Genomic DNA, 25414 nt, shown 5'->3' with positions numbered 1-25414 from the left:
TTTACTTCTCAATAATACTTTCTTCAACCGCTTCACCAAAGTGACGGGCAGTCTCCTCGTAGAATAATCGAATCTCATCCCCAGATTTAATATCTGTAACCGCGGTTCGTCCTGATTGTGTGTTGAGTTTAATTGTCTCAGCGTTTTGTAGCAGTGTTTCAACGCGGTCATCATCATATTCAAGCTCAATGCGAAACATCGGTCGCTTTTCGATTTTTACACGACCCACGATTGCCTCACGTGTTTGTCCATCAGTATTGACAACCTGAACTGTATCACCGCTTTGTAGTTCTGAAAGGTACGCTGTGCCACCATCAGGCGTTCGAAGATATGCATGAACGGCACCAGCGTTCACGCGAAACGGACGTGAGGCAACATACGGTGACTCGGCTGTCTCAGCATGGACAAACACAAGCCCACGGCTCATACTTCCAATAAGCATTCCTTCATTGTGTTTCATGAGATTTGCCGTGTCAACACAAACGCGATCAGCCATTCCAGCGCGCTCAATATCGATAACAGTCGCCCACTCCAGTTCAAGTGTTTCTTGCTCAGTGGCGTCACGGACAGCGACCGTTTCACGTATCTCATCTGGGTCATCGCTATCAAGCAATACACCATCAGCACCGATTTCAAGCGTCTCAAAGGCAGTTTGAGCCTCTTCAGCTGATGTGACACCGGCAATAAGAGTCGTCTCTGAGCCAATGCGTGCAATGAGGTTTTCAAGCGGAATAATCGTCCAGTCCTCACCAATAACAATAGTATATGATGCATCAGCTGCGGCGGTCTCTGCCAACGTCTCATACTCTTCTGAGGCAATTCGTACATATGCACCGGTATTGGTATTCCCTTCAGTATTACCACTACTAGCGTGATTTTCAATGGCACTCAGGTCGGTTGATTCAGAGAGTGTTTCTGGGAAATCGCTTGTCCCATCGCCTTCGCTATTTTTTCCGATAAGAGCAGTATCGGCGTTTTCAATCTCTTCCGTCTCTGTTTTGATGGTAGCGCCAGCGCCGGTGCCACCAGCCGTTGTCGGGGTGAATGCTGCCACTGAGACATCACCAAGTGCTTGAACGCGTGAGATATCCTCCGGGTCGACAACCACACAGTCGACGCCAGCCTCAAGTCCCGCCGTGATACGACGTTTTCGGGTTTCCCAGTCACCAACATCACTATCGGCTTTTATCCACACACGACGTGAGCGTGATTCTGTCATTGTCGGGTCGACTCGGTCAGCGCGCTTGAACGTGGCGACTCCTCGTTGTATCGAGTGAGTATAGCAATTAGATGATTATCAGCATGAAAATGAGTATATTTTATATAAATAAAATATAAGCCAGTTGGTATAGCCGGTGTGACAAGTATTTCTCAGATCTCAATTTCAAGTCCGGCAGTATCAAGTGCAGTATCAACACTTGCATCATCATGAATCACAGCGCTGACTGCTCGAGTAATTGATCCAGGATTATCATGTTGAAAAATTGAACGTCCCATCGAAACGCCTGCTGCACCAGCGTCTATTGCACCACGAACCATCTCGACAGTCTGGCGATCAGTGCCACGGCTTCCCCCAGCGATGACGACCGGGAGTCGAGTGGCTGCACAAACTTGTTCAAATGAGTCAGGCTCTCCAGAGTAAGCAGTCTTGACGACATCTGCACCAAGCTCTTCTGCAATCCGAACAGCATGAGCAAGACTTTCTGGGTCATGTTCATCGATACCTGGTCCACGGGCGTAGTTCATTGCGAGCACAGGGATACCATAGCGATGCGCCTCTTCGATAATATTACTCAGTTGCGTCAGCTGATCAGGTTCATGATCACTGCCAACATTCATATGGAATGAAACAACATCAGCACCGGCGCGAAGAGCCCCCTCAACACTTCCAGTCGGTCGTTTATCCGTCGTATCAGGACCGATTACAGTCGAGCCATTCAGATGGATAATATACCCTTTTGTGTTTTTATTTGGATGGACTCGAGAAGCAACACCACGCTGTGTAAGAACAGCGTCTGCGCCATTATCAGTGATGGCATCAACAGTTGATTCAAGATTGACAAGACCCTTTACTGGACCAAGTGTAATACCATGATCCATTGGGACAATAAGATAGCGTCCATCTGTCGAAATGCGAGTGAGTCGTGCGGTGAGTCCAGCTCTAACTCCGGTTCCTGTGTTCATTATATGTTAACCTGTATCAATCGGCGGTTATAGTCATTTCGAGGTGATAATACTCCATCGTATCCATATCAGCGTACACCACTGAGGTGACGTTAGGTGTGGTTGTATGTCACGCTATGAGTGTTCAACTACTGTGTACTGAGAATTGATAATAGGACGTGCCCCACCCCTGCTCACATGTATAGATAATTATCTTATGTGTCTGGTTTAGGGATACGTTTTTCATATCCTCGTTGAGCTCCATCTGTAAGCTCACGAGCCTTTGTTTCAAGTCGGTCAGCAACTGTTGCTACTGAGTCGCCGGCATCAGTACCCGAAGCAACGATATCAACCAATGCACTGCCAACGATGATACCATCAGCACCACCGGCGACAATTCGTTCAGCATGCTCTCCGGTCTTAATTCCAAAGCCGACTGCCTTTGGAACATCATATGCATCAAGTCGAGAGAGGCTTGATTCAGTTTGTGTAGAGACATCTTCACGGGCACCGGTCACACCAAGTCGGGCCTGTACATAGACATAACCTGATACTTGTGACATGATTGTCTCAAGTCGCTCACCTTTGGTTGTTGGAGCGACAATAAATACAAGATCAAGATCAAATTCATTACAAGCCGCCCGGAGTGGGTCTGATTCTTCAGCAGGCAGATCTGGGACAACAAATCCCGAAAGCCCAATATCTGCTGCGCGTTTGACGAATGGTCGCGGACCCTCTTCATCACCATACTGATAAATGAGATTATAATATGTCATGCATACGAGCGGAGTATCATCTGGGTCAACGTCGAGATCGTCGACAAAGTCAAAAAACCGCTCGGGAGTCATCCCCGCCTCAAGCGATCGGACAACAGCACTCTGAATTGTCGGTCCTTCGGCAATCGGCTCTGAGAAGGGTAGCCCAAGTTCAATGACATCAGCACCACCGCGTGCGAGTGCTTCTACATACTCAAGCGCAGATTCATAATCCGGGTCACCCGCTGCAAGATATGGAACAAATGCCGGACCACCACTAAATGCGGAAGCAAGCCCTTGCTCCCGTGTATTGCCCCCAGACATTCAGAGTCCTCCAGCGAATTCAGACATATCAGGTGCAATGTCAATATCCTGTTCGGCGGTCTCCTCAATCGCTATTTCTAGGTCTTTATCACCCCGACCAGAAACATTGATTAAAATACTATCACCGAGCGCATTACCATGTTCTTCAAGATATCCGAAAGCATGTGCAGTCTCAAGTGCTGGAATAATACCCTCTAGCTGTGAGGCGCGATGGAATGCAGTAAGTGTCGCTTCATCATCGACATTCACCGGAGTGACGCGGTCCGTATCGACAAGATGTGCAAGCTCCGGACCAACGCCAGCATAATCAAGTCCTGAAGAAACGCTATGACTTTCCATAATTTGACCGTCACTATCTTGAAGTAACTTTGTCCGGGCACCGTGAAGGACGCCCTCATCACCGGTTGATAATGAGGCTGAATTTGGTGCAACACCGGCGTCTTCATCAACCTCAAGACTTGAGCCACCTGCTTCAACAGCATAAAGATCAACATCGGTGTCGTCAATGAAGTGTGCAAATGTCCCCATTGTGTTCGATCCTCCACCAGCACACGCCAACACAGCATCAGGAAGTCCGCCGGTTTGTTCACGTACCTGCCGACGTGCTTCCTCAGAAATAACAGAGTGGAAGTCACGAACCATCGACGGGAATGGATGTGGACCGACAATTGAACCAATGATGTAATGTGTATCCTCAACGTTGGTTGCCCAGTCACGCATCGTCTCGGAGATAGCTTCCTTGAGTGTTCCACGACCGATTGTGACAGGTGTTACTTCCGATCCATTGAGTCGCATCCGAAATACGTTCGGTCGTTGACGATTAATATCACGTTCACCCATATAGACCTCACAGGGCATATCAAGATGTGCAGCTGCCATCGCAGTCGCTGTGCCATGTTGACCGGCACCAGTCTCGGCGATGATTCGCTCTTTACCCATGTACTTTGCTAATAATGCCTGTCCAAGGGCATTATTAAGCTTGTGTGCACCACCATGAAGAAGATCCTCACGTTTTAAATAAACATCACAGCCATGTCGTTCTGAAAGACGTTCTGCGTACTGCGTCGGTGTTGGTCGACCACCAAAGTCCCGAAGTCGTGCTCGGAACTCATCCATGAATCCATCTTCATTCTCTAACACGTAGCGTTCATACGCGTCAGCTAACTCCTCGATGGCAGGCATCAATGCTTCTGGAACGTATTGTCCGCCATATTCACCAAATTTCCCGTCTGCGTATCGTTGTGTCATGATCTATGTGTCTCCGTTGTTGCGTCCGTTGCGGTTGTGAACCGTGTTGTGTTTGTTTGTACGTCCCCGTTCATAATAGCCGTCCCGATAAGAAGTGCATCAGCTCCAGCCGCACGCATTCGTTTGATATCTTCAGTGGTTTTGATACCACTCTCAGCGATGAGCGTTACATCATCAGGGACATCTGGTGCCAACTGTTCGAAGGTTTGGAGAGTAACCGCAAGACGACCAAGGTCACGGTTATTGATCCCAATAATACTGGCACCAATATCGATTGCGCGCTCGAGTTCATCACGCGTGTGAACCTCAACGAGTGGCTGGAATCCGCGGGTTTTCGCTGCTTCATATACGCTCGCTAGTGAATCTGTCTCTGGAGTATCAAGAAATCGTGCGATGAGAAGGACCATATCAGCTGCAATTGTATCAAGTTGAGACTCACGGATAATGAAGTCTTTTCGAAGAACTGGGACTTCAACCGCCTTGCGTACTTGAGTGAGGGTATCAACTGACCCGCCGAAGTGTTCCGGTTCTGTTAATACTGATAATGCAGTTGCGCCACCCTCAACCATTGCTGATGCAAGCGCAACAGGATCATCATTTCGCGTTCCATCGGTTGTTGGACTGGTCGGTTTAATTTCCGCAATAATCGGAATCTGATTGGCTGCCTCTGTCGTCGAAACAGCTGACTGAAATGATGCTGCATCAACAGTGCATCGGGATGTACCACCAGTACGCTGTTTTGCAGCCGCGAGAATTGATTGCACCGCAGGTGCAAGAGATTCGTCACTAGCGTCCATCTATGTTCATTAATGAACTGAATTGCACATAAGGCTTGCGTGTTTTCTCCGGCTAACGTTCAAACGGGGGTAGCACGAATCAATAGACATGAGTACAGAGGTTGGCGTTTTCGCTCGACAGTTTACACAAATCAACCGAGTTATTACAATCGGCGTCGCGAGTGGACGGATCATGAGTGTTGATTTCCAATCGACAGTTCCGAGTGATGCTGATGATGACCATACATTACTTGCCGTATCGATGCGTATCTTAACGGTGACACAGATCACCTTTCAGACGTTGATATTGCACTTACTGTCCCGACAGACCAACGACGCGTGCTTGAAGCGACGCGAAATATTCCATATGGTGAAGCAGTAACTCTCGATCGCGTTCTTCGAATGGCAGGGCTTGACGAAGATGATACAGATGACCGATCAACCGCTCAGCGTGCGCTTGGTGAAAATCCTATTCCACTAATAATCCCTGACCATCGGATTCGAGATGCACCAAGCGGAGCCCCACCAGATGTCATCACAGAACTTCGGAACATAGAGCAGATTGAAACGGTCTGATATATCTAAATTTATATGAATGATATCATCAAATGCTCCTACGTCCATCACGGATTCTTAAATCGAATACTGGGTCAGACCCGATGAGAGATGTGAGTAAAGAGAACTCAGTTTATAGAATCAGCTTCGATACGAGTACGAAGGTTCTCCAGCGCGGTATTAAGTTCACGTTCATTATATCGCTCAGCAAATGGCTTTACTACTGAATCAAGAACTGGAACAGGAATGTCATACCGGGCAGTGTATGAAAATACTGTTGTTCCTTCATCAGCCTCAAAATTCCACTGTATCTCGCCGGTAATATCGCCGTCCATCTCCCAATGAATGGCTGATTCAGGCTCATATGTTGTTGCAGTAATTTCACCGGTGAGATCAATTCCAGCCATTGAGTATGTGTATGCTACACGTTTTCCTCCGTTTGAAAGTTCTTCAACCGGCTCGGAGCGTGTTAAACTCGGGGTGAACTCTGGTTGATTTCGTGGATCGTCCAAGTATTCGAAGACCACTTCAACAGAGGCATCAATCTGTGTTGTTGCTGTGACATCAGTTCGCGTCATGAATTAATTGAAATTGAGGTTCCCTACTGTAAAGAATCACGCGTCTGACACTGAATAAAACTCAATATTAAACCCCTCATGAATAACAAACTCAAGCGCATTAACAAAGTAATGTGCGATAATAACAATAAGAAGACTTTCAGTTATAATAAACACAGCCGCAAGAATGAATCCAAACACTCCCGTCACAATAACTCCGATCCGTCCTTGTGCACCGTGTCCAAGCGCAAATGCAATAGACGATACAATTGCTAAGGTCCACGGTGAGATGTTATATCCAACGGCAATAACGCCGATGAGCGCGCCACGGAATAATAATTCCTCAAAGCCTGCGATAATCGGTAATACGACAACAAGAAGTACAACCCATTCGACTGACGTCTCAGGAGCAAGTGCAGACCGGAGCGCTTCACCTTCACCAAGTCCAAAATGTGCACCAAGTGTTGAACCAAACTCATTGCCAATATAAAGGATAATGCCTGTACCGGTACCCAAAGCAAGCACGAGGATTCCTGTCGGACCTGTTCCAATGCCAAACGCTGAGATAGGGATGCGCGCAATCCATGCACCAATTATCAGCAACATCGCAAATAATCCCTGTGACACGGTGACATTAGCAAGTAACGCTGTTGTTGAGAGATCTGGTTGTGATAATTTCGCGTGTATCTCGCTTTCTGATTCCTGATAAGTCTCGTGTGGATTACTGGTATGATTTGACTCTGCAGTGGTGGTATCGTCTGCACTTACAGTATGATCACCCATATCAAACGGGTGTGCAGACTCGGCGGTACTCAAGAGATCATCATCACATGCTTGCCCCGAGTCAGAGCTGACACCGGCAGTGGTCGCGTTGCTTCGATTACTAGTTGATGATGCGGTATTATGATCGTGATGTCGATTTAGTCTCGAGTCGGATGTGATTACAGGCTCAGAAAGCTCTTGAGGCGGGTGATCTGGGTCCGAACCCGTCTCAGTAGCTGCTGTGGAAGCATCTGAGCCAGTATCAATTGCTCCGCGTGAAGCATGTGAAAGAATCAACAATCCAGCAGTAATGAGAAAAGTGAATCCAGCGAAGGTTGCCCATTGTGGCATTGATATTAATTCAATGTTGATTACAAATTAGTTTGCGTGGTCTGTATACAAGAGATATTGAGAAGTAGTGAAATGAACGTCAAAGCGATATGAATATGAATACAAATATAAATTCGGATAAATCAGCGTGTCGTTACTGTGGATTCGGGTTTGATGGTCCAGAGACTGTTTCGTTCTTGCCCTGTGAAAGCGCTGACCCAGTGATACTCTTCAGTCGAGCAACGAGTGAGTCCTTCTCAGCTTCACCCTCAAGTGCAATATCAAGCACCTCGCTGATATGCGAAACAGGAATGATTTCAACCATTTCTTCGTATTCTTCTTCAATCATTACATCCTGTGAGTTTGCTGCTGGGATGATGATTCGCTCACACCCGGATTTTGCAGCTGCCTCAATCTTGTGAGTGACACCACCAACTGGAAGGACATCACCACGAACGGAGAGACTGCCTGTCATTGCAAGTGACTGATCGACGCCGACATCTTCAAGCGCTGAAATGACCGCTGTTGCAACAGTGATCGACGCGGAATCACCATCGACACCCTGTTGTCCTGTCTGGACAAATTGGATGTGCATGTCCTTTTCAGAGATGTTCTCATCGGAGAATTTCTTAATAATCGCAGAGACATTATCAACAGCCTCCTGTGCCATCTCTTTGAGCTTTCCAGTCGCGATGACCTTACCTGGACCTTGTGACGGCGTCACTTCTGCCATCACAGGAAGCATAATACCGGAGTCTTCACCCATCACGGCAAGACCATTCACGCGACCAGCCTGATATCCATCAGATACCTGCAGTTCGTAGTCTTTACGACGCTCGATGTAATCATCAGCAAGCTGCTGCTCGATCGAGCGACTACGTCCCTTCGCCTGCAGCACATGATCTCGTCTGACGTAATCAGCATTTGAGGCACGTGCAATGTCACCAGCAACTCGAACAAGACCCCCGAGATTTCTCAGTTCAAGCGTGAGGTGTCCCTTTCGACCGGCGCGGCGACGAGCCTCAAGAATGATTTCTTCAATTGCTTCAGCATCGTAATCTGGAAGTCGACCGTCTTTGTTGACTTCCTGAGCAATAAATCGAGTATACTTCCGCCGCATGTCCGGAGTATCCTCGATTGTATCATCCATATACACTTCGTATCCGTATCCCTTGATTCGTGAACGAAGTGCAGGATGCATGTTCTCCATTGCATCAAGATTCCCCGCAGCAATCATGATGAAATCTGTCGGGACCGGTTCCGTCTGAACCATTGCACCTGAGGATCGCTCAGACTGCCCAGTAATTGAAAACTCGCCTTCCTGAATAGCGGTCATCAGATGCTGTTGGCTGCGAATATCAAGCGTATTGATCTCATCGACGTATAGAACACCTTTATTCGCTTTATGAATTGACCCAGGCTCAACACGATCGTGGCTTGGTGTTTCCATCCCACCTGATTGGAATGGGTCATGACGGACATCTCCAAGAAGTGCGCCAGCGTGAGCGCCTGTTGCGTCTTCGAATGGTGCCGTCGTCGTGTCAGCATTGTTAACGATGTGATTTGGAATCATCGCATCTCCGCCGCGTGATCCATAGCGGAACGCGAGGTAGATGACACCGGCAGCAAGGATCCCAAGTAAAATCTGTCCAGCAATAATAAGTGAATATCCAAGAACAATTGCAATGATGATCCACATGAGGAATGAACGCATCTGATTCCGCTTGCGTGCCTCTTCCTTGTGGGCATCAACAATCTGGTCACCTTTACCAGCCGGAACTGTTCGAACTTTTGGATTGTTGCCGTCGTCTGGGTTATGATAGACAAGAACGTCTTGCAGTTCTTCTTTTGGAAGGAGTTCTGACATTGCTTTTGCAAGCATCGACTTCCCTGTTCCAGGGGAGCCAATCATCATCACGTGGCGTCGCTGTTTTGCCGCCTTCATGACGACGTCTCGTGCATGTTCTTGTCCAATGACTTGGTCAACAAGACGATCTGGAACATCGATCTCAGCTGTTGAATCGATTTTTAGTCCACCAAGAAGGTCTTCTTCGCCAACATCATCTTTAACCTCAGCGTCAACTTCAACATCGCTGCCGAGTTCCTCGATTGATCCATTCTTGCCATCTGTGGTGTCACTTGGATCAACCGTGTCAGTAGAGTCATCATAACTATCATGGCCACGGTCGCGGTCGCCGTCACCGCGATCATCGTGGTCTTCGCGGCCGAGATCATCGCCACGGCCGTTGGCACCTGCGTTGGCGCCAGTATCAGTATCAGTACCGGCTTCGACGTTGGCATATTCCTCAGAGTGCCCATCGCCATCGTGCTGTGGCGAGTCGGGCGTCTCATCAGTAAAGCCGCTGCCCTCTGCCGGAGGGTTCTCGTCTGAGTCCGTATCGTTACTCATAGAATGCGTCGCTATCAAAAAACAAGGCTGGAGCACTGATATACTTTCTCCCCATTTGACCGGGACAAAACAGCAATAATCACGGGTGAGAGCGCTGATATTACCCAAATCAGAAAAACCGATAGACTCGGATTATTTATTTGTGATGGTCCCAACAAGGGAGATATGCGGGGGTTCTATATCGGCCGATTTCAGCCATATCACAACGGGCATCACAAGATGGTTAAAGCAATCACTGCTGAGGTTGATGAATTAGTGCTTGGAATCGGGTCAGCCGGGCACTCACACACACAACAGAATCCATTTACCGCCGGTGAACGGGTTATGATGGTGACAAAGTCCGTTGCTGATTTTGATGTCACAACATATGCGGTGCCGATTGAGGACCTCGATCGAAACTCTGTGTGGGTTAGTCATGTTCAAAGTATGTCTCCGACATTCGACGTTGCATACTCGAACAATCCTCTTGTGATTCAGTTATTCAGCGAAGCCGATGTCGAGGTACGACAATCACCGATGTTTAATAGAGAGATTCTCAAAGGATCAACACTTCGAGAGCGCATGATACATGATGATGACTGGAAATCGCTGGTTCCAAGTCAGGTTATCGATGTAATCGAAGAGATTGACGGCATTGAGCGGATGCGTCGACTTGGTGCAACCGATACCTCAACAAATCACGAGAGGATAAGCAGCACAACTGAAAATGAACTCAGTGATGATGTTAAGAATCATAATAAGGATATAGAGGAGAACTCAGATCCAAGCCCAAACCCGAATCCAGGCACAACTGAATAATGATCACTCTTGCATCTGATTTTGGCTCGCCATACCCTGCTGCGATGAAGGGTGTTATATTACAGGAAGCTGATACCCGACTCGTTGATGTGACACATGACCTACCCCGACAGGACGTCCGAGCAGCGGCATTTTGGTGTCGAGAAACGATCCCATATTTTCCACCGGCAGTCCATCTTGTTGTCGTTGACCCCGGGGTTGGGACCGACCGTGATGCAATTGTGATTCGAGTTGACAATCATGTATTGATTGGTCCAGATAATGGCGTTCTCAGACCAGTTGCCCGTCGACTTAGTGAACACGCATCAGATGGGTTACCGAGACAGGATGACCGTCTTGAGTACTTTCGATATGATTACACAGAGCCACAGTCAGCAACATTTCATGGGCGTGATGTGTTTGCCCCGGCAGCGGCTGTCATCCATGATCATGGGATTGCCTCATTGGAGACACTGGATGCAGTGACATCTATTTCTGCCACAGCAACAGTGCAGTGTGAGTTTCCATCAGCAACGATCAACGCTGACAGTGCAACTGCAGAGGGTGAAGTGCTCGTCACTGATGACTTTGGCAATGTGATCACGAATATTCCGGGATCATTTCTTACCGGTCGAACTGGTGAGATGGGCACAGTTGGGACAACAACTGCAAGGGTAACATCGACATTCACTGGTGTTGATACTGGTGAGCCATTGCTCACTATTGGGAGTCATGGCTTTGTTGAGTGTGATGTAAATCACGGTCGAGGAACAGAAGCGTTCGAACTTACCACCGAGGATACTGTTCAGATCACGTTTTGATCAAAGTCTCTCTGGAGAGAGATTCCCTGAGTATGCAAGTTTGACATCCTCCCCGCCCGTCAGCGAGGATTCCACGAAGCGGAGTGTGAGGTTCCGTGTTTTCTTGGGGTTCAAAGACGCTTTCAGGTGACTCTTCAACGGGAGCCGTCCAATTGTGACCGAGGACGTGCATTACAACGGATATAGCCCTGTCAACAGGGTCTTCCCATCCAAACGTGCTGGACGCTTCAACGGCAATACCGCTTCCCTCCACGGTCGCTGGTCGAAGACCAGTAGACGGTGAAACCGTCGTGCCATGCGTGAAGAAGACCATTATTATAGAGCACGGTCGAACCCCCCATAACTTCTAAGAATCCAAACTCGAACGGCTGTCGGCTGTGGGTTCTGTAGTAGGTTGTCGGATTTCATCCCCGCGCGAAAGCACGGGGCTCTCTCCTCGACTTTCCGTAATCGTGAAACGTTCACCAGCGTACTCGTTCTGGTATAGAAAATTGAACTGCGGATAACCAACCACAATGAATGCAACCCGGCGTATATTTGGAGATATAAACTACCGAAGACTCATTTTTTGAGGACCTTACTCAGAGGAAATCACATCGTCAATTCTGACGATCATTGTCGTTGCCTCTGTCGCAGCGGTAATTGCTTCATGTTTGACCGCTGCAGGGTCGACAATTCCTGCTGTAAGTGGGTCCGCGACCTCACCAGTTTGTTCAGTCGCCACAAGACCAGCACAGTCCTCAGTCTCAAATGTTGAACGAAGGTCAACAACGGCATCGATTGGATCCATACCCGTATTTTGTGCCAATGTTCGGGGTACAGCATCAACGGCATCTGCAAATGACTCAACAGCGAGTTGCTGTCGACCTTCAATACTGGCTGCTTCAGAGCGAATCGAATCTGAAATAGCAATCTCAGTGCCACCAGCACCAGGGACCACACCACTTTCAAGTGCAACAACGGTGGCGTTTACTGCATCATCAATGGCGCGGGAGAGCTCATCAAGAACATGTTCTGTGCTACCACGGACTAAGAGTGTTGCCGCTGTGCTCTCAGCACCACCCTCAACAACAGTTAGTTCATCTTCGCCGTATGTTTCGGTTGAAACACTGTCAACGGTGCCGAGGTCACTAGGTTCGAGTTCCTCAAGTCGACCAAGACGAGATGACCCTGTCGCACGAGCAACAGTGCGGGCATCATCATCATCAATGTCTTCGAAAGCAATGATCTCCTCACGGGCGAGATATGATGCAACACGGTCACTAATCGAGTCCGTTGAAAAGACAACATCAGCACCGGCATCCGAAAGTGTTGATGCATACTCACGAAGTTCATCATCTTCAGCGGTAACGGCTGCCTCAAGTTGATCAACGGATGAAATCGCATACTCCGCATCGACTTCACCTTCACGAAGACCGAGCTCAACATCTAATACCGCAATGGATGCATCAGTCGCCGTCGTAGGCATTCCATCAGCGACGCGCTCAGTGTCAATCACAACGCCCTCAAGTAGATCTGATGCAGAAGACGACGCACCTGTTTGAGTGTGTGTCTTGATATCATCGGCATCAAACTCATCGTTGGCCTCTCGGACTCGTTGTACGGCATCAACAACAAGACTAGCTAAGCGATCAGCAGCCACATCACCGGTTCCTTTTCCGGTCATAGATGACTCAGCAACAGACTGGAGGAGCTCATCATCGATCTCAACATTGTCGACCTGAGCATCGATAGCATCGTGCGCTAGCTCTGCAGCCCTACTATATCCTTCGGCGACGACAGTTGGGTGTAGCCCATCATCAAATAGTGATTCGGCTTCAGAAAGAAGTTCACCCGTCAATACTGCTGCCGTTGTTGTTCCATCGCCAACGGATTCTTCTTGTGACTCTGCGACTTCGACAATCATCTGTGCAGCAGGATGCTCAATATCCATTTCACCGAGGATTGTCGCACCATCATTCGTGATTACGACGTCACCGCCGGAGTCAACGAGCATTTTGTCCATTCCACGCGGACCAAGCGTTGTTCGAACAGAACTCGCAACGGCTTTTCCAGCTTCAACGTTTGCGTTCTGTGCATCCTCACCACGAGTACGCTCACTCTCCTCTGTCAGTACCGCAAGCGGCTGCATTCGTGTCGACATTGTTATGAAACCTCATTTAAAATATACAAGCACTTCTATAAATAAATTACGAATAGAAAACGATTTGGGAATCATAAACATACCAAATAATCGCAATACTACGGCAGGATTTATATCCAATGATCAAAAACATATGTCATCTACTCAACACGGGCTTTGCATGGTGACAATCTCATATTAAATTCAGATTAACGATTGATATCATGATAACTGCATTATATTATCAGCATCAGCAGAAGGATATCGACACAGATTATGTGTAAGATCAATAGCTAGATCAGATAGTTCAAAAAGCAGATTCGGTATTACCAACAAGGCATTTGATCGCTATTCGACGCCGCAAGATTCGAATCGATGATCTCTAAAATACAGTGATATGACCGATTTGGAGTGTCTCGATGAACTCCCCCGACCTACTCACTCACGGCTCGTCGCCGGTCGGTCCTGAGGACGGGGACGGGGCTTCCAGCGAAACCGACGTTTCCGTCAATGTCTGCCCAGATGCAGATGCACGCTCAGGCTCAGAGAGGTTTCTTCGTTGTAGTGCGTGGTGTGGCACCCGCAGCCCGCTCTACTCGACTCGATACCCTCCTCCGAGTCGAACAACTCAGAACTGAATTGGGCTTCCCTATGCTCTGTGGAGCGTATGTATCACATGTTAGACTATTCGTTATCGTGTGTGTTTTCCGGGCTTCCCTCCCTCCATACTCGCTACTCGCTCACTTCGGTCGCTCCTTGAGGAAGGGATCTTGCGCTTGAATTTAGATAATACAGATGCACGGGATACTATCGCCAGTCGTATCGAGTGACAGCGCGATCAGCGCGTGCAGAGCAGCCGTTGGGATTTCGTGTCACTGACCGGTCAGCAAATCGTGCTTGTAACCCAGTTATGAGACCGGAAACAGCACCGATAACAGCATCTCGCTCAACGCTTAGAGATGCTGAAAGAGTGCGATCGTCAGCGAGAAGATCTTCGATAGTATCAATCGCATCACAACCAATATGAGCGAGCGTTCGGCGTACCACGGTGGGACGAATGCCATAATTTTTTATTAATCGATAAGCTAACGAGCGATATTTCCAGCCGATATCTCTGCCCTCCGTTCCACCATCGGTTTCATACTCAGTGCGAACACACATCTTTGGTTCCCATGCAACGTGCTCATTTGTTGCAGCCAACCGATGAGCAACATCACGAGCCCCGCCAGTCTCGAGATATTCATCAAACCCATCAATATCCTCAATCGTTGCTGCAGTAAATGCAACATTTCCACCGTTGAAGTACGTCACCGTTCGTCCGCCGATATCGGTCTGCTCACGGGCAGTTGTTGTCATTCCAGCAGATAGCATCTGGTGAACAGGTCCGGTGACGACTGTGGCACGGGAGAGTCCAGATTTAATTGCATCAACCCATGTTGGCTCGACTGTAAGGTCATGATGCAAAATAGCAATTGCTTCTCCGGTCGCCTCAATGATACCAGCATTTCGAGCAACGTTCAGTGTTCGTTCTGAAACCTCAATTAATACATCAACATCTGTGCGATTTTGAACCATCCCACTCGTGCCATCGGCAGAGGGACCATTGACCACAATAACTTCTGCTGTAGGAGCGTGCTCGGCGAGAGCATCAAGATTATTTGTGAGTTGCTCACGAGCATTTAACGTAGGGATGACAACAGAAAGGTCAATATTAGGCGTATCAAGCGGTGATGGAGGCATCAGTTAGTGTATTAGTCGTCTGCTGTGACCGCTTCATCAGGTACGTTATGCGGTGTTTCGAGATCGGTCCTACCTGTTGTCGTCGAATCAGTGGTCACGGTTGCAGTCCAGTATGAGACTGATGCAAGCGCGTCACCAAAATCACCATCTCCAAGTGATTTATCAATATCACGAAACCCACGAGCAAGATCGTTTGGTATCTTACGGTAGAATCCGTACGGGAACAAAAAGTCATGAGTGTCATCTACCATTGCAAGGTCGGCGTCTGAAAGGAGTTCTTCGACCCGTGAACGGGAATATAAATGTGACCCCATTGGGAGAAGCCAATTGTAAATGATACGTGTACTACGGTGATTAAACGTGTCGAAGAAGATAATATCGTTTGAGACCCGTGCCATTTCTGTGAGAAATGTTGCCGGCGTTTCCGCGAGATGGAAAAATCGGACTGCAAAGACCGCATCAAAGTGATCGTCAGGGAATGGGAGTCGAGCAGCATCACCACGAAGTAATTCAAGATTATCACTCACACCACTGTCGCGTGCCTTTCGCCGACCCTGTGCAAGCATTGCATCAGAAATGTCAATCCCGACAATATTTGCTCCTTTTCCTGCAAGCATCGAAGTAAACCGACCCGTCCCGCAGGCAATCTCAAGGATATCAGCGTCAGCCACGGGACCAAGGGAGTCAAGAACAGCACGCTTTTCTCGGCGATCAATAAGCTGACCACCACGCGAGAATCGCTTTGACTCGTATTCTTGCGCAACGTCATCAGCTTGATACCACTCTTTTCCTTTCACACTACACATATGTGCTCACTCAGATAGTAAAACCGTATTGGATACATCCTGAGGTTGTGTCCGTATCTACGTCTGATTGTTATACATGATATAAACAGTAAATTAAACTGATTTTTTATGATATATAAGGTGTTTGTATTATACTGAGAGGCTTTGAGGCAACTTTTACACAATGTAGTATTATTAGCACGTACATGAGCACCAGCACAGTCGACCCAGAGAATGCGGTTCAGCTTTCAGAATCGGAGTTCCGTAGTCGTTTACGAGAACTACCACCAAGTGCTAAACTTGTCGCCAAGATACTTGAGATCGATTCTCCTCTCTCACAGGGGCAGCTCGCAGAAGAGTCACTATTACCAGATCGGACTGTGCGGTATGCATTAAATCGATTAGAGGATAGTGATCTTATCGGCTCTCGATATAGTCTCAAAGATGCTCGTAAGCGGGTGTACTTTCTCAATGACTGTGTGTAAGTTCACATCACAGCGATGAAAATGAGTATATTGATGACAGAAATTTTAAATACATAGCATCGGTCAGTCCATGACACACGTTCGCCGTATTCCAGTTGCTGCTGATTCACAGGTCCCGACAGGAAGAACAAACGCATATGTTATTGCATTAACTGATAGCAAATCTAAGGAGCATACAGAACCCCGTCCAGAGGCGATCCTCGTTGATCCTCCGGCACGGGCTTCTGAAATCGACACAGTAGTTGATACGGTCAATGTAAGTCATATTCTTGTTACACACACGCACCCAGACCACATTGGGGGTGTCAAATCATACGCTAATATTACCAATGCAACAGTGTGGTGTCGGCGTGGTCGGGTGCAACGGTTTTATACTATGACAGGAGTAGATCCTGATCAGACATTCCGAGAGGGTACGATGCTTCCCGTTGGTGAGAGTATTCGATTGCTTGATCTCCCAGGACATGCCCCAGATCATATTGGGATTGAGACTGAGGTCGGGATATTATGTGGTGATATTGCCCGCGAAGCAGGAAGTGTTGCGATTACAGCACCTGATGGTGCGATGCGTGCATACTTCGTTGCACTTCGGCGTCTACACGCCCGACAGCCGCAGCGTCTGTATCCTGGACATGGGGAGGTTATCTCTAATCCGAGGGAAGCTTGTATGCGCCTTTTAAGCCATCGTCAAAAGCGCGAAGGGCGGGTGCTTGACGCAATCAATGGTGACATGACATCCGTTAAATCCATTCTTAATAAGGCATATGATAAGGATATTGCTGGCGTACGTGATCTTGCACAATCGACCGTTGTCGCACATCTTGAGAAATTAGACGCTGAAGGGCGTATTGAGTTTAATCGAGAAGAGAAGGTAGTGAAAAAAATATGAATGACACTGATACGACGGATCTGAACGGTACTGAACAAGAAGAGACACCAAGTCTCGAAGCAGAATTAGCACGCGCAAAATCACTTTCAGTTGAATCACTTGCCGATGCGATTGAATCAATTGGATTTGAATGTACACGATGTGGTGCCTGCTGTACAGCTCATCATGAAGGGGATGATGAGCAAAAATCCGAATACAATGATGAACCAGATTCGGTCAATGCTGCAGGGAGTGACACATCAAGGGATGATAATCTAAAGACTGATAATTCTGTTAGCACTGTAGATAGTGGTCATGTTGATCATAGTAGTCAAATAGCGGATCAAACGCAGACTGTCGATAATGAAGGGCAAAAAGAACATCATGATATGACCACACAATCAGCGTCGACAGAGCCACATACGGCAACCGTCTTTCCCGATGAAATTAGAGAATTGCAAACGGCAACCGATGATATAGGGGATGATCCAGTCGCCACTGGTGATGGTGATGGACAGGCATCGACTGAGTGGCGTGATGTTGCCCGTCCAATGCCATATGGACTTGATGATGAGAACGAAACCGGGACAACATTTGAATGGGCGCTACAGACTAACGCATGCGGGGATTGTGTGTTTTATGACGAGACAGATGGAATTGGTTCATGTCAAGCACACGATGATAGACCACTAATCTGTGCAACATATCCATTCAGCGTTGCTCTTGGCGGGACCAGTCAGCCGATGGGTGAAGCTGTTGATAAGGCTGGTATGGTACGTGCACACGAATGTGAGGGTCTTGGTCGCGATATAAGTCGTGAGGCAGCCGAAGAGTTGGCAGCGACGCTTCGAACCCGGGCGATCCGCGAGCTCAACGAAGCGATCTCGCTTCGAGATGCGTATGAACCAACAGGCGATACCGACGGAATCGTCGTACATGACTCCGAAGGTGCAAAGCGACCTGATGGAACAGCGATTGACAATTGATACCATCAGAGTGTGATAGAGTCGGGTACCCGTTCGATTATATTCGGTCAAGAAATTCGTACATTACTACATTGAATATTTATTTGTGAGAATTGCTTGTGTTGTCTCGATGAAACAATCAGTGTTGGCGGATGAGACACAGCAGAGTGTGATAGCACTCGTTCGGCGGTACTACTTTACCGATACGCTGTGATTTTTTACCGGAGGTCTATATTGTGGAAATCTCAGATAAACTACTGTGTCTGTTCAACGCTGATATTCAGACGGAAGATGATCAGTATATCGTCGAAGTGCCGAAACGTGAGATCGAAACTGGATCTGTCGACCCAGACGAGACGTATCGTGTTGCGCTTATCTCGCGGTCAGCAGCCTCAGAAGATGAATCGATTGAGCACGAACAGCCATCATCAGAACCGCAACCACCGGTTGAGCCGGAAGAACTTCGATATGTCGAGATTGAAGATATTGGTAAACAAGGTGATGGGATTGCCCGTGTTGAACGAGGATATGTGATTATTGTTCCTGATGCAGAAGTCGGAGACCGCGTTAAAATAGAGGTGAGCGAAGTCAAATCTAACTTTGCCGTCGGTGAAGTAATTGAAGAAGAAATCTAAGATGGATTAAATTCCTTGATATCATTCGGCATGTACGAGTCATAGCCGCGAATCAAAATCCAGACACCACATCATACTATCTTTTTTGAGTTCATGATATCTGAACGATTAGCAGAATTTGCCATTGGTTGATACGGAATTGAGCTGCATTACACTGCATTGAATTGGGTCAGTTACACTGTGATTCGACTCACACTGTGTGAACTGCCTCTCGAGCCCCATGACGTTCGCCGTGTAGTTCTGTAAATCTAGTATGCGATGTAGTGTTCACGAGTATCAATCTGCGCGCGATTCATCATACCCACTTGCATGAGTAAATAGTGATAAATCAACGTTAGAGGCAGGAACGTCAGCAAGACCGTCATATGGTCGATTTATTACGATATCGCCGGCAGTTCGCGAACCAATTCCAGGGATTGCTGTCAACTCATCCATAGAGGCTGCATTTGGATCAAGTGGATATGGAACAGCAGTAATTGACCGATATCCATGGTCAACGACTGCGACATCAGTGGTCTTTCCAAGTGGTCGTTCACCGGGGATACCGACTAACAGTGGATATGTTCCAACCTGTCGGCCGAATGTCCGCCCATCACGGTGATATTCAAGATGCACATCCGGAAGAATAGTTCCAGCGGGGACAAGCCGTTGGAGCATCGGTTGGTCGATTTCTTCACGAACCTCCTGTTTGTATTGTTTAAATTGTTTTTTATGTTCGATGGCGACGTCTGCACCAGTCTCTGCCATTTCGGTTCCCTCAAAAGCCATTACTTGTCGAATATTAATTCGACGCAAAAGGAGTCCAGCATCGAAAACACGGTGGAGAAAACGCTTGTTATGAGTAAACGTGTCTTCGCGCTCACCAGTAAGTCCATGGAGGAGATTAATGCCCGGAAGTAACTTTGGGAGTCTATCCGGTGCCTCGACACCGTAGCTTGGGGCATTAGCAGGATCCTCACCCGGTCGCCACCCAGCGACTTCATTCACGATACGAACAGCTTCAAAGCATTCATCTGCAGTGACGTTCAGCTGATTTTGATCTTGGACCACGGGGTCAGCAGACTCAAGTCCAAACGCAGCTGTGTCACCTGGCGTATTGTATGTAGAGATGATATCAAGGCATTCTCGAGAGGCTTCGGGCCAATTGACGATAGTGATCGGGTTCATGTTATCAAGATGTAGCGTCTGAATATCAGGTGCAACATCACGAATCCCACTGTATAATCGTCGAAGCGCGTCCGGATTAGGTGCTTCACCGTCCCCACCGAACGCAAGGATATCTGCCTGTCGACCAATTCGGAAGTGTGCTATTCCACGATCAGCGAGCGATCCAACTTCGCGAATAACTGAGTCGGCGGTCCGAAATGACGGGTCACCGTACATCGGCTCCGTACAGAATGAACAGCGATAGGCACAACCACGAGATGTTTCAATCTCACAAATGAGATACTCAGGATAGTTTGGATGCTGTGTAACGACAAAGGCGCCTTTTGATGCCCAGCGGTCAAGTTCATCAGTACTCCGATATCGGTCGTTGAAACCCTCAAGCCCATTTTCAATGAGGTCGTATGCCGCTGCTTCAACATCAGCCATCGCAAGATAGTCATAGTCAAGATTCTGCCGCTGCATCTCTTGAGCACCGGCGTTTTCATCACCAACACCAAACCGAACAGGTCCACCCATCATTGAGACGCCATCAGCCGTCCAGGCTATTTCGCGGACTTCATCAGGTTCAGCAGGGGTTCCACCGACATACTTCCCCGGAACCGTCATGCCGCCAAGATATATCAACAGGTCTGCATCTGCAACATCGCGCCACCGTCCGCGGTCATCTCGAAGAGAATCAATAGTATGGTAGGTTATTTGTTCATGAGGAACGCCGGCATCAACAAGGGCACCAGCGGTAAACCGTGGATACGTCGAGATATACGGCGGAACACCAAAATGTGCGGGTTCATCAACGTACCCATCGACAAGCGTTACTGAGAGATCAGATGGATGAATTTGTGTCATAGGTAATATAGTGTAATACAGTATAGTTCGGTGTGGTGTGTGTATTCCGGTTGAGTTGCTCGCGTGAGGTATATTCAGCGTAGAATTATGAGTCTATTGTGCTTGGAAATCGAAAACGCGAGCGATGTAATCGAATCGTGCTCAAGAGTGAATATCATCTCGTCACGTGCACTACCCTTACCCTACTCGCTCACGGCTGACGCCGGTCGCTGTTTGAGTGGAGGGCTTCCTGCTTGCATGACGCGCTTTGCAGATACAACCGTATCCACAGCGAGCGCAGTCTCCACAAGCGCTGATTCGGAGTGTTCACGGACCCACAATGGCTTGTCGGTCGAAGCACCGCACGCCGCACACTCCTTGGTCGTCCCTCTCGGGCTCGGGTTCACCGCGACGAAGCGAGTTCCTTTACGCTCGCAGTTGTATTCAAGTAACAAAAGGAACCTTCGCCACGCAGCAGGCGCTGTGTTGCGGCTGTTCGACGGTGATTCAAACATCCCCCTTTCACGATCAGGTCTTCGACCGCCACAAGCTCGTACTCCCGAGCGTAGTAGTTCGAGAGCTTGTGTAGGAAGTCGCGGCGCTTCCGTCGGAGATCGGCGTGATACTCTGCGACTCGCCGCCGGTGCTTCTCGTAGTTGTTTGACCCGTGTTCCTTCCGTGAGAGGGACCGCTGTTCGCGTTCCAGACGCTCCCGTTCGGCAGAGAGATCGGGCGACCCGACTGCCGTTGCCGTCCAGTCGGTGTCGTGGGCGTACTTGAGAATCCACATCTCAATGCCGATGTACCGCTCGGTATTCTCAGACGGCTCGGATGGGGGGTGGTTCACGGTCCATTTCGACGCCGAACGTGGCGAACCACTCGCCGTCGCTTCCTTCTTGACCGTGACCTGTTTGAGATTCGCGTCGTCGAGGATGGCGCGGTGAAGATCGGTATGTCCGCGAGTGTCGAGAGTGACAGCACAGCCTGACCGCCCTTCTTGTTGAGCTTGGAGCCAGACTGACTGTAGGTGAAACTGCGGAACTCCCGTGGCGGCTTCTATTTGAGCTGACCGACGTCGTAACCGTTCTCTTTGAGTTTGGAGAGTCTCCTGAGGTTGTCGAACAACCGTTCAACGACGGTTTGGAAAACCTTCGAGTACACGTCCAAGAGACCGTCCCACCACTTTTTAAGCTCAGGGAGTTCCGACTGAAGCGTGGTCATGGACGGCAGTTCGCCGTGTTCGTCTTGGTACTTGTTGAGGCGATAAAGCGTGTGGTTGTAGAGTTGTCGACAAATGTCGCGGTGGCGGTCTAACTCCTCACGCTGGACGTCAGAGGGCTTGAGGCGGTGTTTGTAGGCGTAGTGCATGGCTCTCTACTCGCGCTGGTCCTTGACGGACTGCTTCAGCACATCCAGCGACACCTACCCCATCGAGATGAGGCAGTACGAGTCGTCCAGAACGAGTTGTCCCACAGTTCAGTTTTCAATTCATCTCCGTGCTTGTTACGGATATGGCGGGCGGTCGCGCGCTTGACCGTGTTGATGAACTTCATGATCACGAGGTCCGTGGTTGGTTTCGTTCGGAACAGGATGTGAACGTGGTCGTCCTCTCCGTCGAGGGTCGTCAGTTCGACGCCGTAGTTGTCCGTGAACCCGCTGATAACCCTGCGAATGACTTAATCTGGGTTCGTGCTGTTGTCCGGTACCCCAATGAACAACCGTTACGACTACGTGGATCTGCAGCCGTATCGCTGTCTGAACAGATGATAACAGCGCTGTATCCCCCCACCATACTTCGCTCCCTTCGGTCGATCCGTTGAGGGTAGGGTGGGGGCTTAGCGCCTATATCCAGCTAAGAGCTAAAGTAACTATATCTATTCTGTCAGAATGCAGGAGAGATATATTACATGAATCGGGCGATTTGAAAGCTCACAGCATGATCATCCGAGTTAGTCTGCAGGTTGGAGTCATACAGACCGACTTATGACTCTATTAAGACACAATCCAACCCTCATATTGCCATGTATCATCAGCAGATGACGGAATAGTAATACCATCTCGGGCAGCATGAAACGTCGCCACGGCAGCAACGATAGCGTCGAGTGCATCACCATCATGATCCCTGAGTGCATTTGTTTTTGCATCTGTTGTGATGGTAACGTCATCACGGGTGGCAATCGCTTCGATAATTGTTTGACGGCGACTACGTGCATCGCTGGTCTCTGATTTGTATCCCTCACCTGGAAGCTCAAGTCGCTCAAGTGTTGCTGCAGGGTACGCTTCGACGACCCAGGGAACATCTGTTGTTGCCGATTGCATTGGTCGGACACGGACACTATTGTTTGTCACAAGTGGTGCGAGCACATCCCGGATTCCGTAGAACGTCTGTGATTGTATGAAAAAATGATACGGGGAAAGGGCATCAACACGGCTGTCTGTTGATCGTTGTATGTATGTCCGTTCTGTCGTATCTGCGGAAGCAGCAACATCTCCTGCCCATGACGCAAATGTCGATGGATCCATCGTATCACCTGGAAACCACTGGAGAAATGATCGCCAGTCAGTAACCCCATCAGCAGCCTTAATATGCATCATTGGGAGGCTGAATGGAAAATCACATCCAAATGCAACTGGTTCGGTGTCTGATATCGGATGAGTAGCAATGAAATTAACTAGACCGGATAAGACAGCATCACGATCGGCAGTTGTGTTTAATAGTGTCGGTGCAGGAGTGCAGGACTCAATATGAAGTATTTCCTCATCAGATGTGTCTAAGACATGACCACGTGCTAGGAATATACTGTCACCAGCGCGGGTGGCTCCAGAGAAATCAACACCGTAGATGGTGTGTGCGAGCACAGTATAGTACTATTCTGCAGATGACATACACGCTTCGATATCATGATCCAACACGGGATCAAAATAGAGACATACTACTGAGAGTTCATAGATTCAATGTGAACTCATATAGTAAATATGATATTTATACATATATCTAAGTTCCCACAGGAGTAGGCTCATCTCTTATCGATTATACTAGATTGGTTATTATCATTTAGAGAGTGTAGGCAAGCGCGCCCGCGATATTTATGATGATGGCTGGTGAATCATCATTTATGCCAGCAACGCTTGAAGTCGAATGCACTGATGGAAACTGTACATTAGATATGTTTGAGTTACATTACACGTATGATATGCCCGATGATGTTGGTGTAGCCGACTTTGTGTGTCCATATTGTGGTGAAGCTGAGACACTTGAAGCAATCGAGCTATGAGTAGGCTTAGTGAAATTGGGGAGTCAGCGGCACAAACTATTCTTGACCGGGTCGGACGAGGAGTCTCGGAAGTACAAGAACGAACACCACTCCCATATGATCTGCTTGAAAGTGATGAGGCATATCTAATTATTTTCGATGCGCCTGGCATTGAGCAGACTGATGTGCAGGTGCAGTTTCTTGATGGTAAGGTTGAGGTCCGCTTTGACCGGTTCCGTGATTTCTATGAAGACTTTGAGATGCGATTTCCTGGTCGTGGACTTGCACTTGATGGGTCGGTTTCACTTCCTGATGACGCCACCGTTGATCCTGAGCATGCAAATGCAACACTCGGACGGAATGGGATATTGAAAATTCGACTTCCAAAGGATGGACGTCAGCAAACGGTTACGGTGAGTGAGGAAGATGAGGAAGTTGATACAGATGATGCCGGTAAGGATTCAGCAGATACCGGAGAGGCAGATGTAACCGATAGCAGTAATGATAATGATGTATAGTGCTGGGTATGCGTCATAAGACAGCACCACTGGGGTTTGTACTATCTTCTCGTATGGATTGCATAACTGCTTATACGAGTATGTGAGATACGATCATAACACAGATTTCGTGAGGGAATTGATTAAAATGGGTTATTATACCCGACAAAGTCGATGCTAATTGAAGATAGCGAATATAATAATTGATTATACAGAATCAAGGAGAATACCTGCGCCTTGAGCCGCAGGATGAATCCGACACCCGAGTAACAGTCCACGGTGTGAGAGCCAGCCCGAGATTTCACAATCCATCGTTTCAACTGGCAAGCAATCATTCTGAAAGAGTAGGAATTGAGCCAGAACAGAGTGATTCTGCTGAATCCTCCGATGGCGGCCTGCCCGCCCCGCCCCAAGCAACCAAGCAATAATCGCAACCAGTCGATAACCAGCGTATTCTCACGGAATACGACTGGACTCTAGAGTTAACTGCTGGAAGCACAACTCGCAGGAACTCCGAGTCCGTTGAGGTCTGCTGGACGCCCTAAGGCAGACCCAACTCTGGGAGTCCGAATATGACAGAGGATAGGAGTACC

At 48.3% G+C, this 25414-nt stretch carries 22 protein-coding genes and 3 pseudogenes; 9 read left to right on the top strand and 16 right to left on the bottom strand.

The genetic code is table 11. The features are described from left to right. Window position 1: 1 nt before the first annotated feature. The 5 genes from J07HQW2_RS12690 to trpC form a co-directional block, all read right to left on the bottom strand. On the bottom strand, window positions 2-1219 hold the full coding sequence (locus J07HQW2_RS12690) for a 3-dehydroquinate synthase II (RefSeq protein ID WP_021055946.1): 1218 nt from the start codon (window positions 1217-1219) through the stop codon (window positions 2-4). A gap of 152 nt (window positions 1220-1371) precedes the next feature. Beyond that, window positions 1372-2184, bottom strand: coding sequence for a 2-amino-3,7-dideoxy-D-threo-hept-6-ulosonate synthase (locus tag J07HQW2_RS12685; protein WP_021055945.1), 813 nt, complete (start codon window positions 2182-2184; stop codon window positions 1372-1374). Window positions 2185-2378: 194 nt separating this feature from the next. Next, entirely contained in the window at window positions 2379-3242 is an 864-nt protein-coding gene (gene trpA, locus J07HQW2_RS12680; protein ID WP_021055944.1) for a tryptophan synthase subunit alpha, read from the bottom strand. After that, window positions 3243-4490 carry a tryptophan synthase subunit beta gene (trpB, locus tag J07HQW2_RS12675; RefSeq protein WP_021055943.1) on the bottom strand — a complete coding sequence of 416 codons (1248 nt, stop codon included), beginning with the start codon at window positions 4488-4490 and terminating at the stop codon, window positions 3243-3245. It lies immediately after the preceding gene. Beyond that, window positions 4487-5287: an indole-3-glycerol phosphate synthase gene (gene trpC, locus J07HQW2_RS12670; protein WP_021055942.1), complete on the bottom strand. Its 801-nt coding sequence runs from the start codon at window positions 5285-5287 to the stop codon at window positions 4487-4489. The genes trpB and trpC overlap by 4 nt, the downstream gene beginning before the upstream one ends. Before the next feature lie 88 nt (window positions 5288-5375). Between trpC and J07HQW2_RS20090 the strand changes: the two are divergent. After that, window positions 5376-5842 (top strand): annotated as a pseudogene (locus J07HQW2_RS20090) (MGMT family protein). 107 nt (window positions 5843-5949) lie between these two features. Here the strand turns inward: J07HQW2_RS20090 and J07HQW2_RS12660 are convergent. From J07HQW2_RS12660 to lonB, 3 genes are all read right to left on the bottom strand, one after another. Further along, a complete protein-coding gene (locus J07HQW2_RS12660) occupies window positions 5950-6399 on the bottom strand; it encodes an SRPBCC family protein (protein WP_021055939.1) in 450 nt (149 codons plus the stop codon). A gap of 36 nt (window positions 6400-6435) precedes the next feature. Beyond that, entirely contained in the window at window positions 6436-7491 is a 1056-nt protein-coding gene (locus J07HQW2_RS12655; protein WP_021055938.1) for a CPBP family intramembrane glutamic endopeptidase, read from the bottom strand. 133 nt (window positions 7492-7624) lie between these two features. Next, window positions 7625-9880: an ATP-dependent protease LonB gene (gene lonB, locus J07HQW2_RS12650; RefSeq protein WP_021055937.1), complete on the bottom strand. Its 2256-nt coding sequence runs from the start codon at window positions 9878-9880 to the stop codon at window positions 7625-7627. Window positions 9881-10045: 165 nt separating this feature from the next. Between lonB and J07HQW2_RS12645 the strand changes: the two genes are divergently transcribed. Together J07HQW2_RS12645 and J07HQW2_RS12640 are read left to right on the top strand one after the other, a co-directional pair. Then, window positions 10046-10678, top strand: a complete 633-nt coding sequence (locus tag J07HQW2_RS12645; protein WP_021055936.1) for a nicotinamide-nucleotide adenylyltransferase — start codon at window positions 10046-10048, stop codon at window positions 10676-10678. Next, a complete protein-coding gene (locus tag J07HQW2_RS12640) occupies window positions 10678-11478 on the top strand; it encodes an SAM hydrolase/SAM-dependent halogenase family protein (protein WP_021055935.1) in 801 nt (266 codons plus the stop codon). The genes J07HQW2_RS12645 and J07HQW2_RS12640 overlap by 1 nt, the downstream gene beginning before the upstream one ends. On the opposite strand, the gene J07HQW2_RS12635 is transcribed toward J07HQW2_RS12640, so the two are convergent. From J07HQW2_RS12635 to J07HQW2_RS12620, 4 genes are all read right to left on the bottom strand, one after another. Continuing rightward, the gene (locus tag J07HQW2_RS12635; protein ID WP_021055934.1) at window positions 11468-11791 is read right to left on the bottom strand and encodes a hypothetical protein; all 324 of its coding nucleotides are present in this window, start codon (window positions 11789-11791) and stop codon (window positions 11468-11470) included. The two genes, J07HQW2_RS12640 and J07HQW2_RS12635, sit on opposite strands and share 11 nt — an antisense overlap. Window positions 11792-12055: 264 nt before the next feature. Continuing rightward, a complete protein-coding gene (gene thsA, locus J07HQW2_RS12630) occupies window positions 12056-13621 on the bottom strand; it encodes a thermosome subunit alpha (protein ID WP_021055933.1) in 1566 nt (521 codons plus the stop codon). A gap of 786 nt (window positions 13622-14407) precedes the next feature. Further along, window positions 14408-15310: a glycosyltransferase family 2 protein gene (locus tag J07HQW2_RS12625; protein ID WP_048075676.1), complete on the bottom strand. Its 903-nt coding sequence runs from the start codon at window positions 15308-15310 to the stop codon at window positions 14408-14410. A gap of 41 nt (window positions 15311-15351) precedes the next feature. Continuing rightward, complete coding sequence (locus J07HQW2_RS12620; protein ID WP_048075294.1) at window positions 15352-16137, bottom strand: class I SAM-dependent methyltransferase; 786 nt, start codon at window positions 16135-16137, stop codon at window positions 15352-15354. Window positions 16138-16331: 194 nt separating this feature from the next. Between J07HQW2_RS12620 and J07HQW2_RS12615 the strand changes: the two genes are divergently transcribed. The 4 genes from J07HQW2_RS12615 to J07HQW2_RS12600 all read left to right on the top strand — a co-directional run bounded on the left by J07HQW2_RS12615 (window position 16332) and on the right by J07HQW2_RS12600 (window position 19078). Next, window positions 16332-16610 (top strand): helix-turn-helix domain-containing protein, encoded by a 279-nt coding sequence (locus J07HQW2_RS12615; RefSeq protein WP_021055930.1) that lies wholly within the window; start codon window positions 16332-16334, stop codon window positions 16608-16610. A 70-nt stretch (window positions 16611-16680) separates the two neighbouring features. Then, a complete protein-coding gene (locus J07HQW2_RS12610; RefSeq protein WP_021055929.1) occupies window positions 16681-17499 on the top strand; it encodes an MBL fold metallo-hydrolase in 819 nt (272 codons plus the stop codon). Beyond that, complete coding sequence (locus J07HQW2_RS12605) at window positions 17496-18464, top strand: YkgJ family cysteine cluster protein (RefSeq protein ID WP_021055928.1); 969 nt, start codon at window positions 17496-17498, stop codon at window positions 18462-18464. Before J07HQW2_RS12610 ends, J07HQW2_RS12605 begins: the two co-directional genes overlap by 4 nt. Before the next feature lie 215 nt (window positions 18465-18679). Next, a complete protein-coding gene (locus J07HQW2_RS12600) occupies window positions 18680-19078 on the top strand; it encodes a TRAM domain-containing protein (RefSeq protein ID WP_021055927.1) in 399 nt (132 codons plus the stop codon). 276 nt (window positions 19079-19354) lie between these two features. Here the strand turns inward: J07HQW2_RS12600 and J07HQW2_RS12595 are convergent, their stop codons facing one another. The 4 genes and pseudogenes from J07HQW2_RS12595 to J07HQW2_RS12580 form a co-directional block, all read right to left on the bottom strand. Beyond that, window positions 19355-21091, bottom strand: a complete 1737-nt coding sequence (locus tag J07HQW2_RS12595) for a radical SAM protein (RefSeq protein WP_021055926.1) — start codon at window positions 21089-21091, stop codon at window positions 19355-19357. A 182-nt stretch (window positions 21092-21273) separates the two neighbouring features. Further along, window positions 21274-22438: pseudogene (locus tag J07HQW2_RS12590) on the bottom strand (RNA-guided endonuclease InsQ/TnpB family protein). Between the two features lie 54 nt (window positions 22439-22492). Then, window positions 22493-22743 (bottom strand): annotated as a pseudogene (tnpA, locus tag J07HQW2_RS18790) (IS200/IS605 family transposase); the annotation flags it as partial. Between the two features lie 319 nt (window positions 22744-23062). After that, on the bottom strand, window positions 23063-23929 hold the full coding sequence (locus J07HQW2_RS12580) for a DUF429 domain-containing protein (protein ID WP_021055921.1): 867 nt from the start codon (window positions 23927-23929) through the stop codon (window positions 23063-23065). Between the two features lie 257 nt (window positions 23930-24186). Here J07HQW2_RS12580 and J07HQW2_RS12575 point away from each other — a divergent pair, with 257 nt between their 5' ends. Both J07HQW2_RS12575 and J07HQW2_RS12570 read left to right on the top strand, forming a co-directional pair. After that, window positions 24187-24345: a DUF7559 family protein gene (locus J07HQW2_RS12575; protein WP_303704130.1), complete on the top strand. Its 159-nt coding sequence runs from the start codon at window positions 24187-24189 to the stop codon at window positions 24343-24345. Beyond that, on the top strand, window positions 24342-24842 hold the full coding sequence (locus J07HQW2_RS12570) for an Hsp20/alpha crystallin family protein (protein ID WP_021055919.1): 501 nt from the start codon (window positions 24342-24344) through the stop codon (window positions 24840-24842). Before J07HQW2_RS12575 ends, J07HQW2_RS12570 begins: the two co-directional genes overlap by 4 nt. The last annotated feature ends 572 nt before the right edge of the window (window positions 24843-25414 follow it).

It is taken from the genome of Haloquadratum walsbyi J07HQW2 (assembly GCF_000415985.1).
Taxonomy (GTDB): domain Archaea; phylum Halobacteriota; class Halobacteria; order Halobacteriales; family Haloferacaceae; genus Haloquadratum; species Haloquadratum walsbyi_B.
The sequence above is the reverse complement of the archived record's forward strand: the minus strand, read 5'-3'. Positions and strand labels throughout refer to the sequence as shown.

Coding starts and splice junctions, on each gene's coding strand:
- lonB (WP_021055937.1), bottom strand. CDS start 9,880: ATGAGTAACGATACGGACTCAGACGAGAACCCTCCGGCAGAGGGCAGC.
- trpC (WP_021055942.1), bottom strand. CDS start 5,287: ATGGACGCTAGTGACGAATCTCTTGCACCTGCGGTGCAATCAATTCTC.
- J07HQW2_RS12575 (WP_303704130.1), top strand. CDS start 24,187: ATGCCAGCAACGCTTGAAGTCGAATGCACTGATGGAAACTGTACATTA.
- J07HQW2_RS12660 (WP_021055939.1), bottom strand. CDS start 6,399: ATGACGCGAACTGATGTCACAGCAACAACACAGATTGATGCCTCTGTT.
- J07HQW2_RS12655 (WP_021055938.1), bottom strand. CDS start 7,491: ATGCCACAATGGGCAACCTTCGCTGGATTCACTTTTCTCATTACTGCT.
- J07HQW2_RS12615 (WP_021055930.1), top strand. CDS start 16,332: ATGAGCACCAGCACAGTCGACCCAGAGAATGCGGTTCAGCTTTCAGAA.
- trpB (WP_021055943.1), bottom strand. CDS start 4,490: ATGACACAACGATACGCAGACGGGAAATTTGGTGAATATGGCGGACAA.
- J07HQW2_RS12685 (WP_021055945.1), bottom strand. CDS start 2,184: ATGAACACAGGAACCGGAGTTAGAGCTGGACTCACCGCACGACTCACT.
- J07HQW2_RS12610 (WP_021055929.1), top strand. CDS start 16,681: ATGACACACGTTCGCCGTATTCCAGTTGCTGCTGATTCACAGGTCCCG.
- trpA (WP_021055944.1), bottom strand. CDS start 3,242: ATGTCTGGGGGCAATACACGGGAGCAAGGGCTTGCTTCCGCATTTAGT.
- J07HQW2_RS12595 (WP_021055926.1), bottom strand. CDS start 21,091: ATGACACAAATTCATCCATCTGATCTCTCAGTAACGCTTGTCGATGGG.
- J07HQW2_RS12690 (WP_021055946.1), bottom strand. CDS start 1,219: ATGACAGAATCACGCTCACGTCGTGTGTGGATAAAAGCCGATAGTGAT.
- J07HQW2_RS12635 (WP_021055934.1), bottom strand. CDS start 11,791: ATGGTCTTCTTCACGCATGGCACGACGGTTTCACCGTCTACTGGTCTT.
- J07HQW2_RS12645 (WP_021055936.1), top strand. CDS start 10,046: ATGCGGGGGTTCTATATCGGCCGATTTCAGCCATATCACAACGGGCAT.
- J07HQW2_RS12570 (WP_021055919.1), top strand. CDS start 24,342: ATGAGTAGGCTTAGTGAAATTGGGGAGTCAGCGGCACAAACTATTCTT.
- J07HQW2_RS12640 (WP_021055935.1), top strand. CDS start 10,678: ATGATCACTCTTGCATCTGATTTTGGCTCGCCATACCCTGCTGCGATG.
- J07HQW2_RS12605 (WP_021055928.1), top strand. CDS start 17,496: ATGAATGACACTGATACGACGGATCTGAACGGTACTGAACAAGAAGAG.
- thsA (WP_021055933.1), bottom strand. CDS start 13,621: ATGTCGACACGAATGCAGCCGCTTGCGGTACTGACAGAGGAGAGTGAG.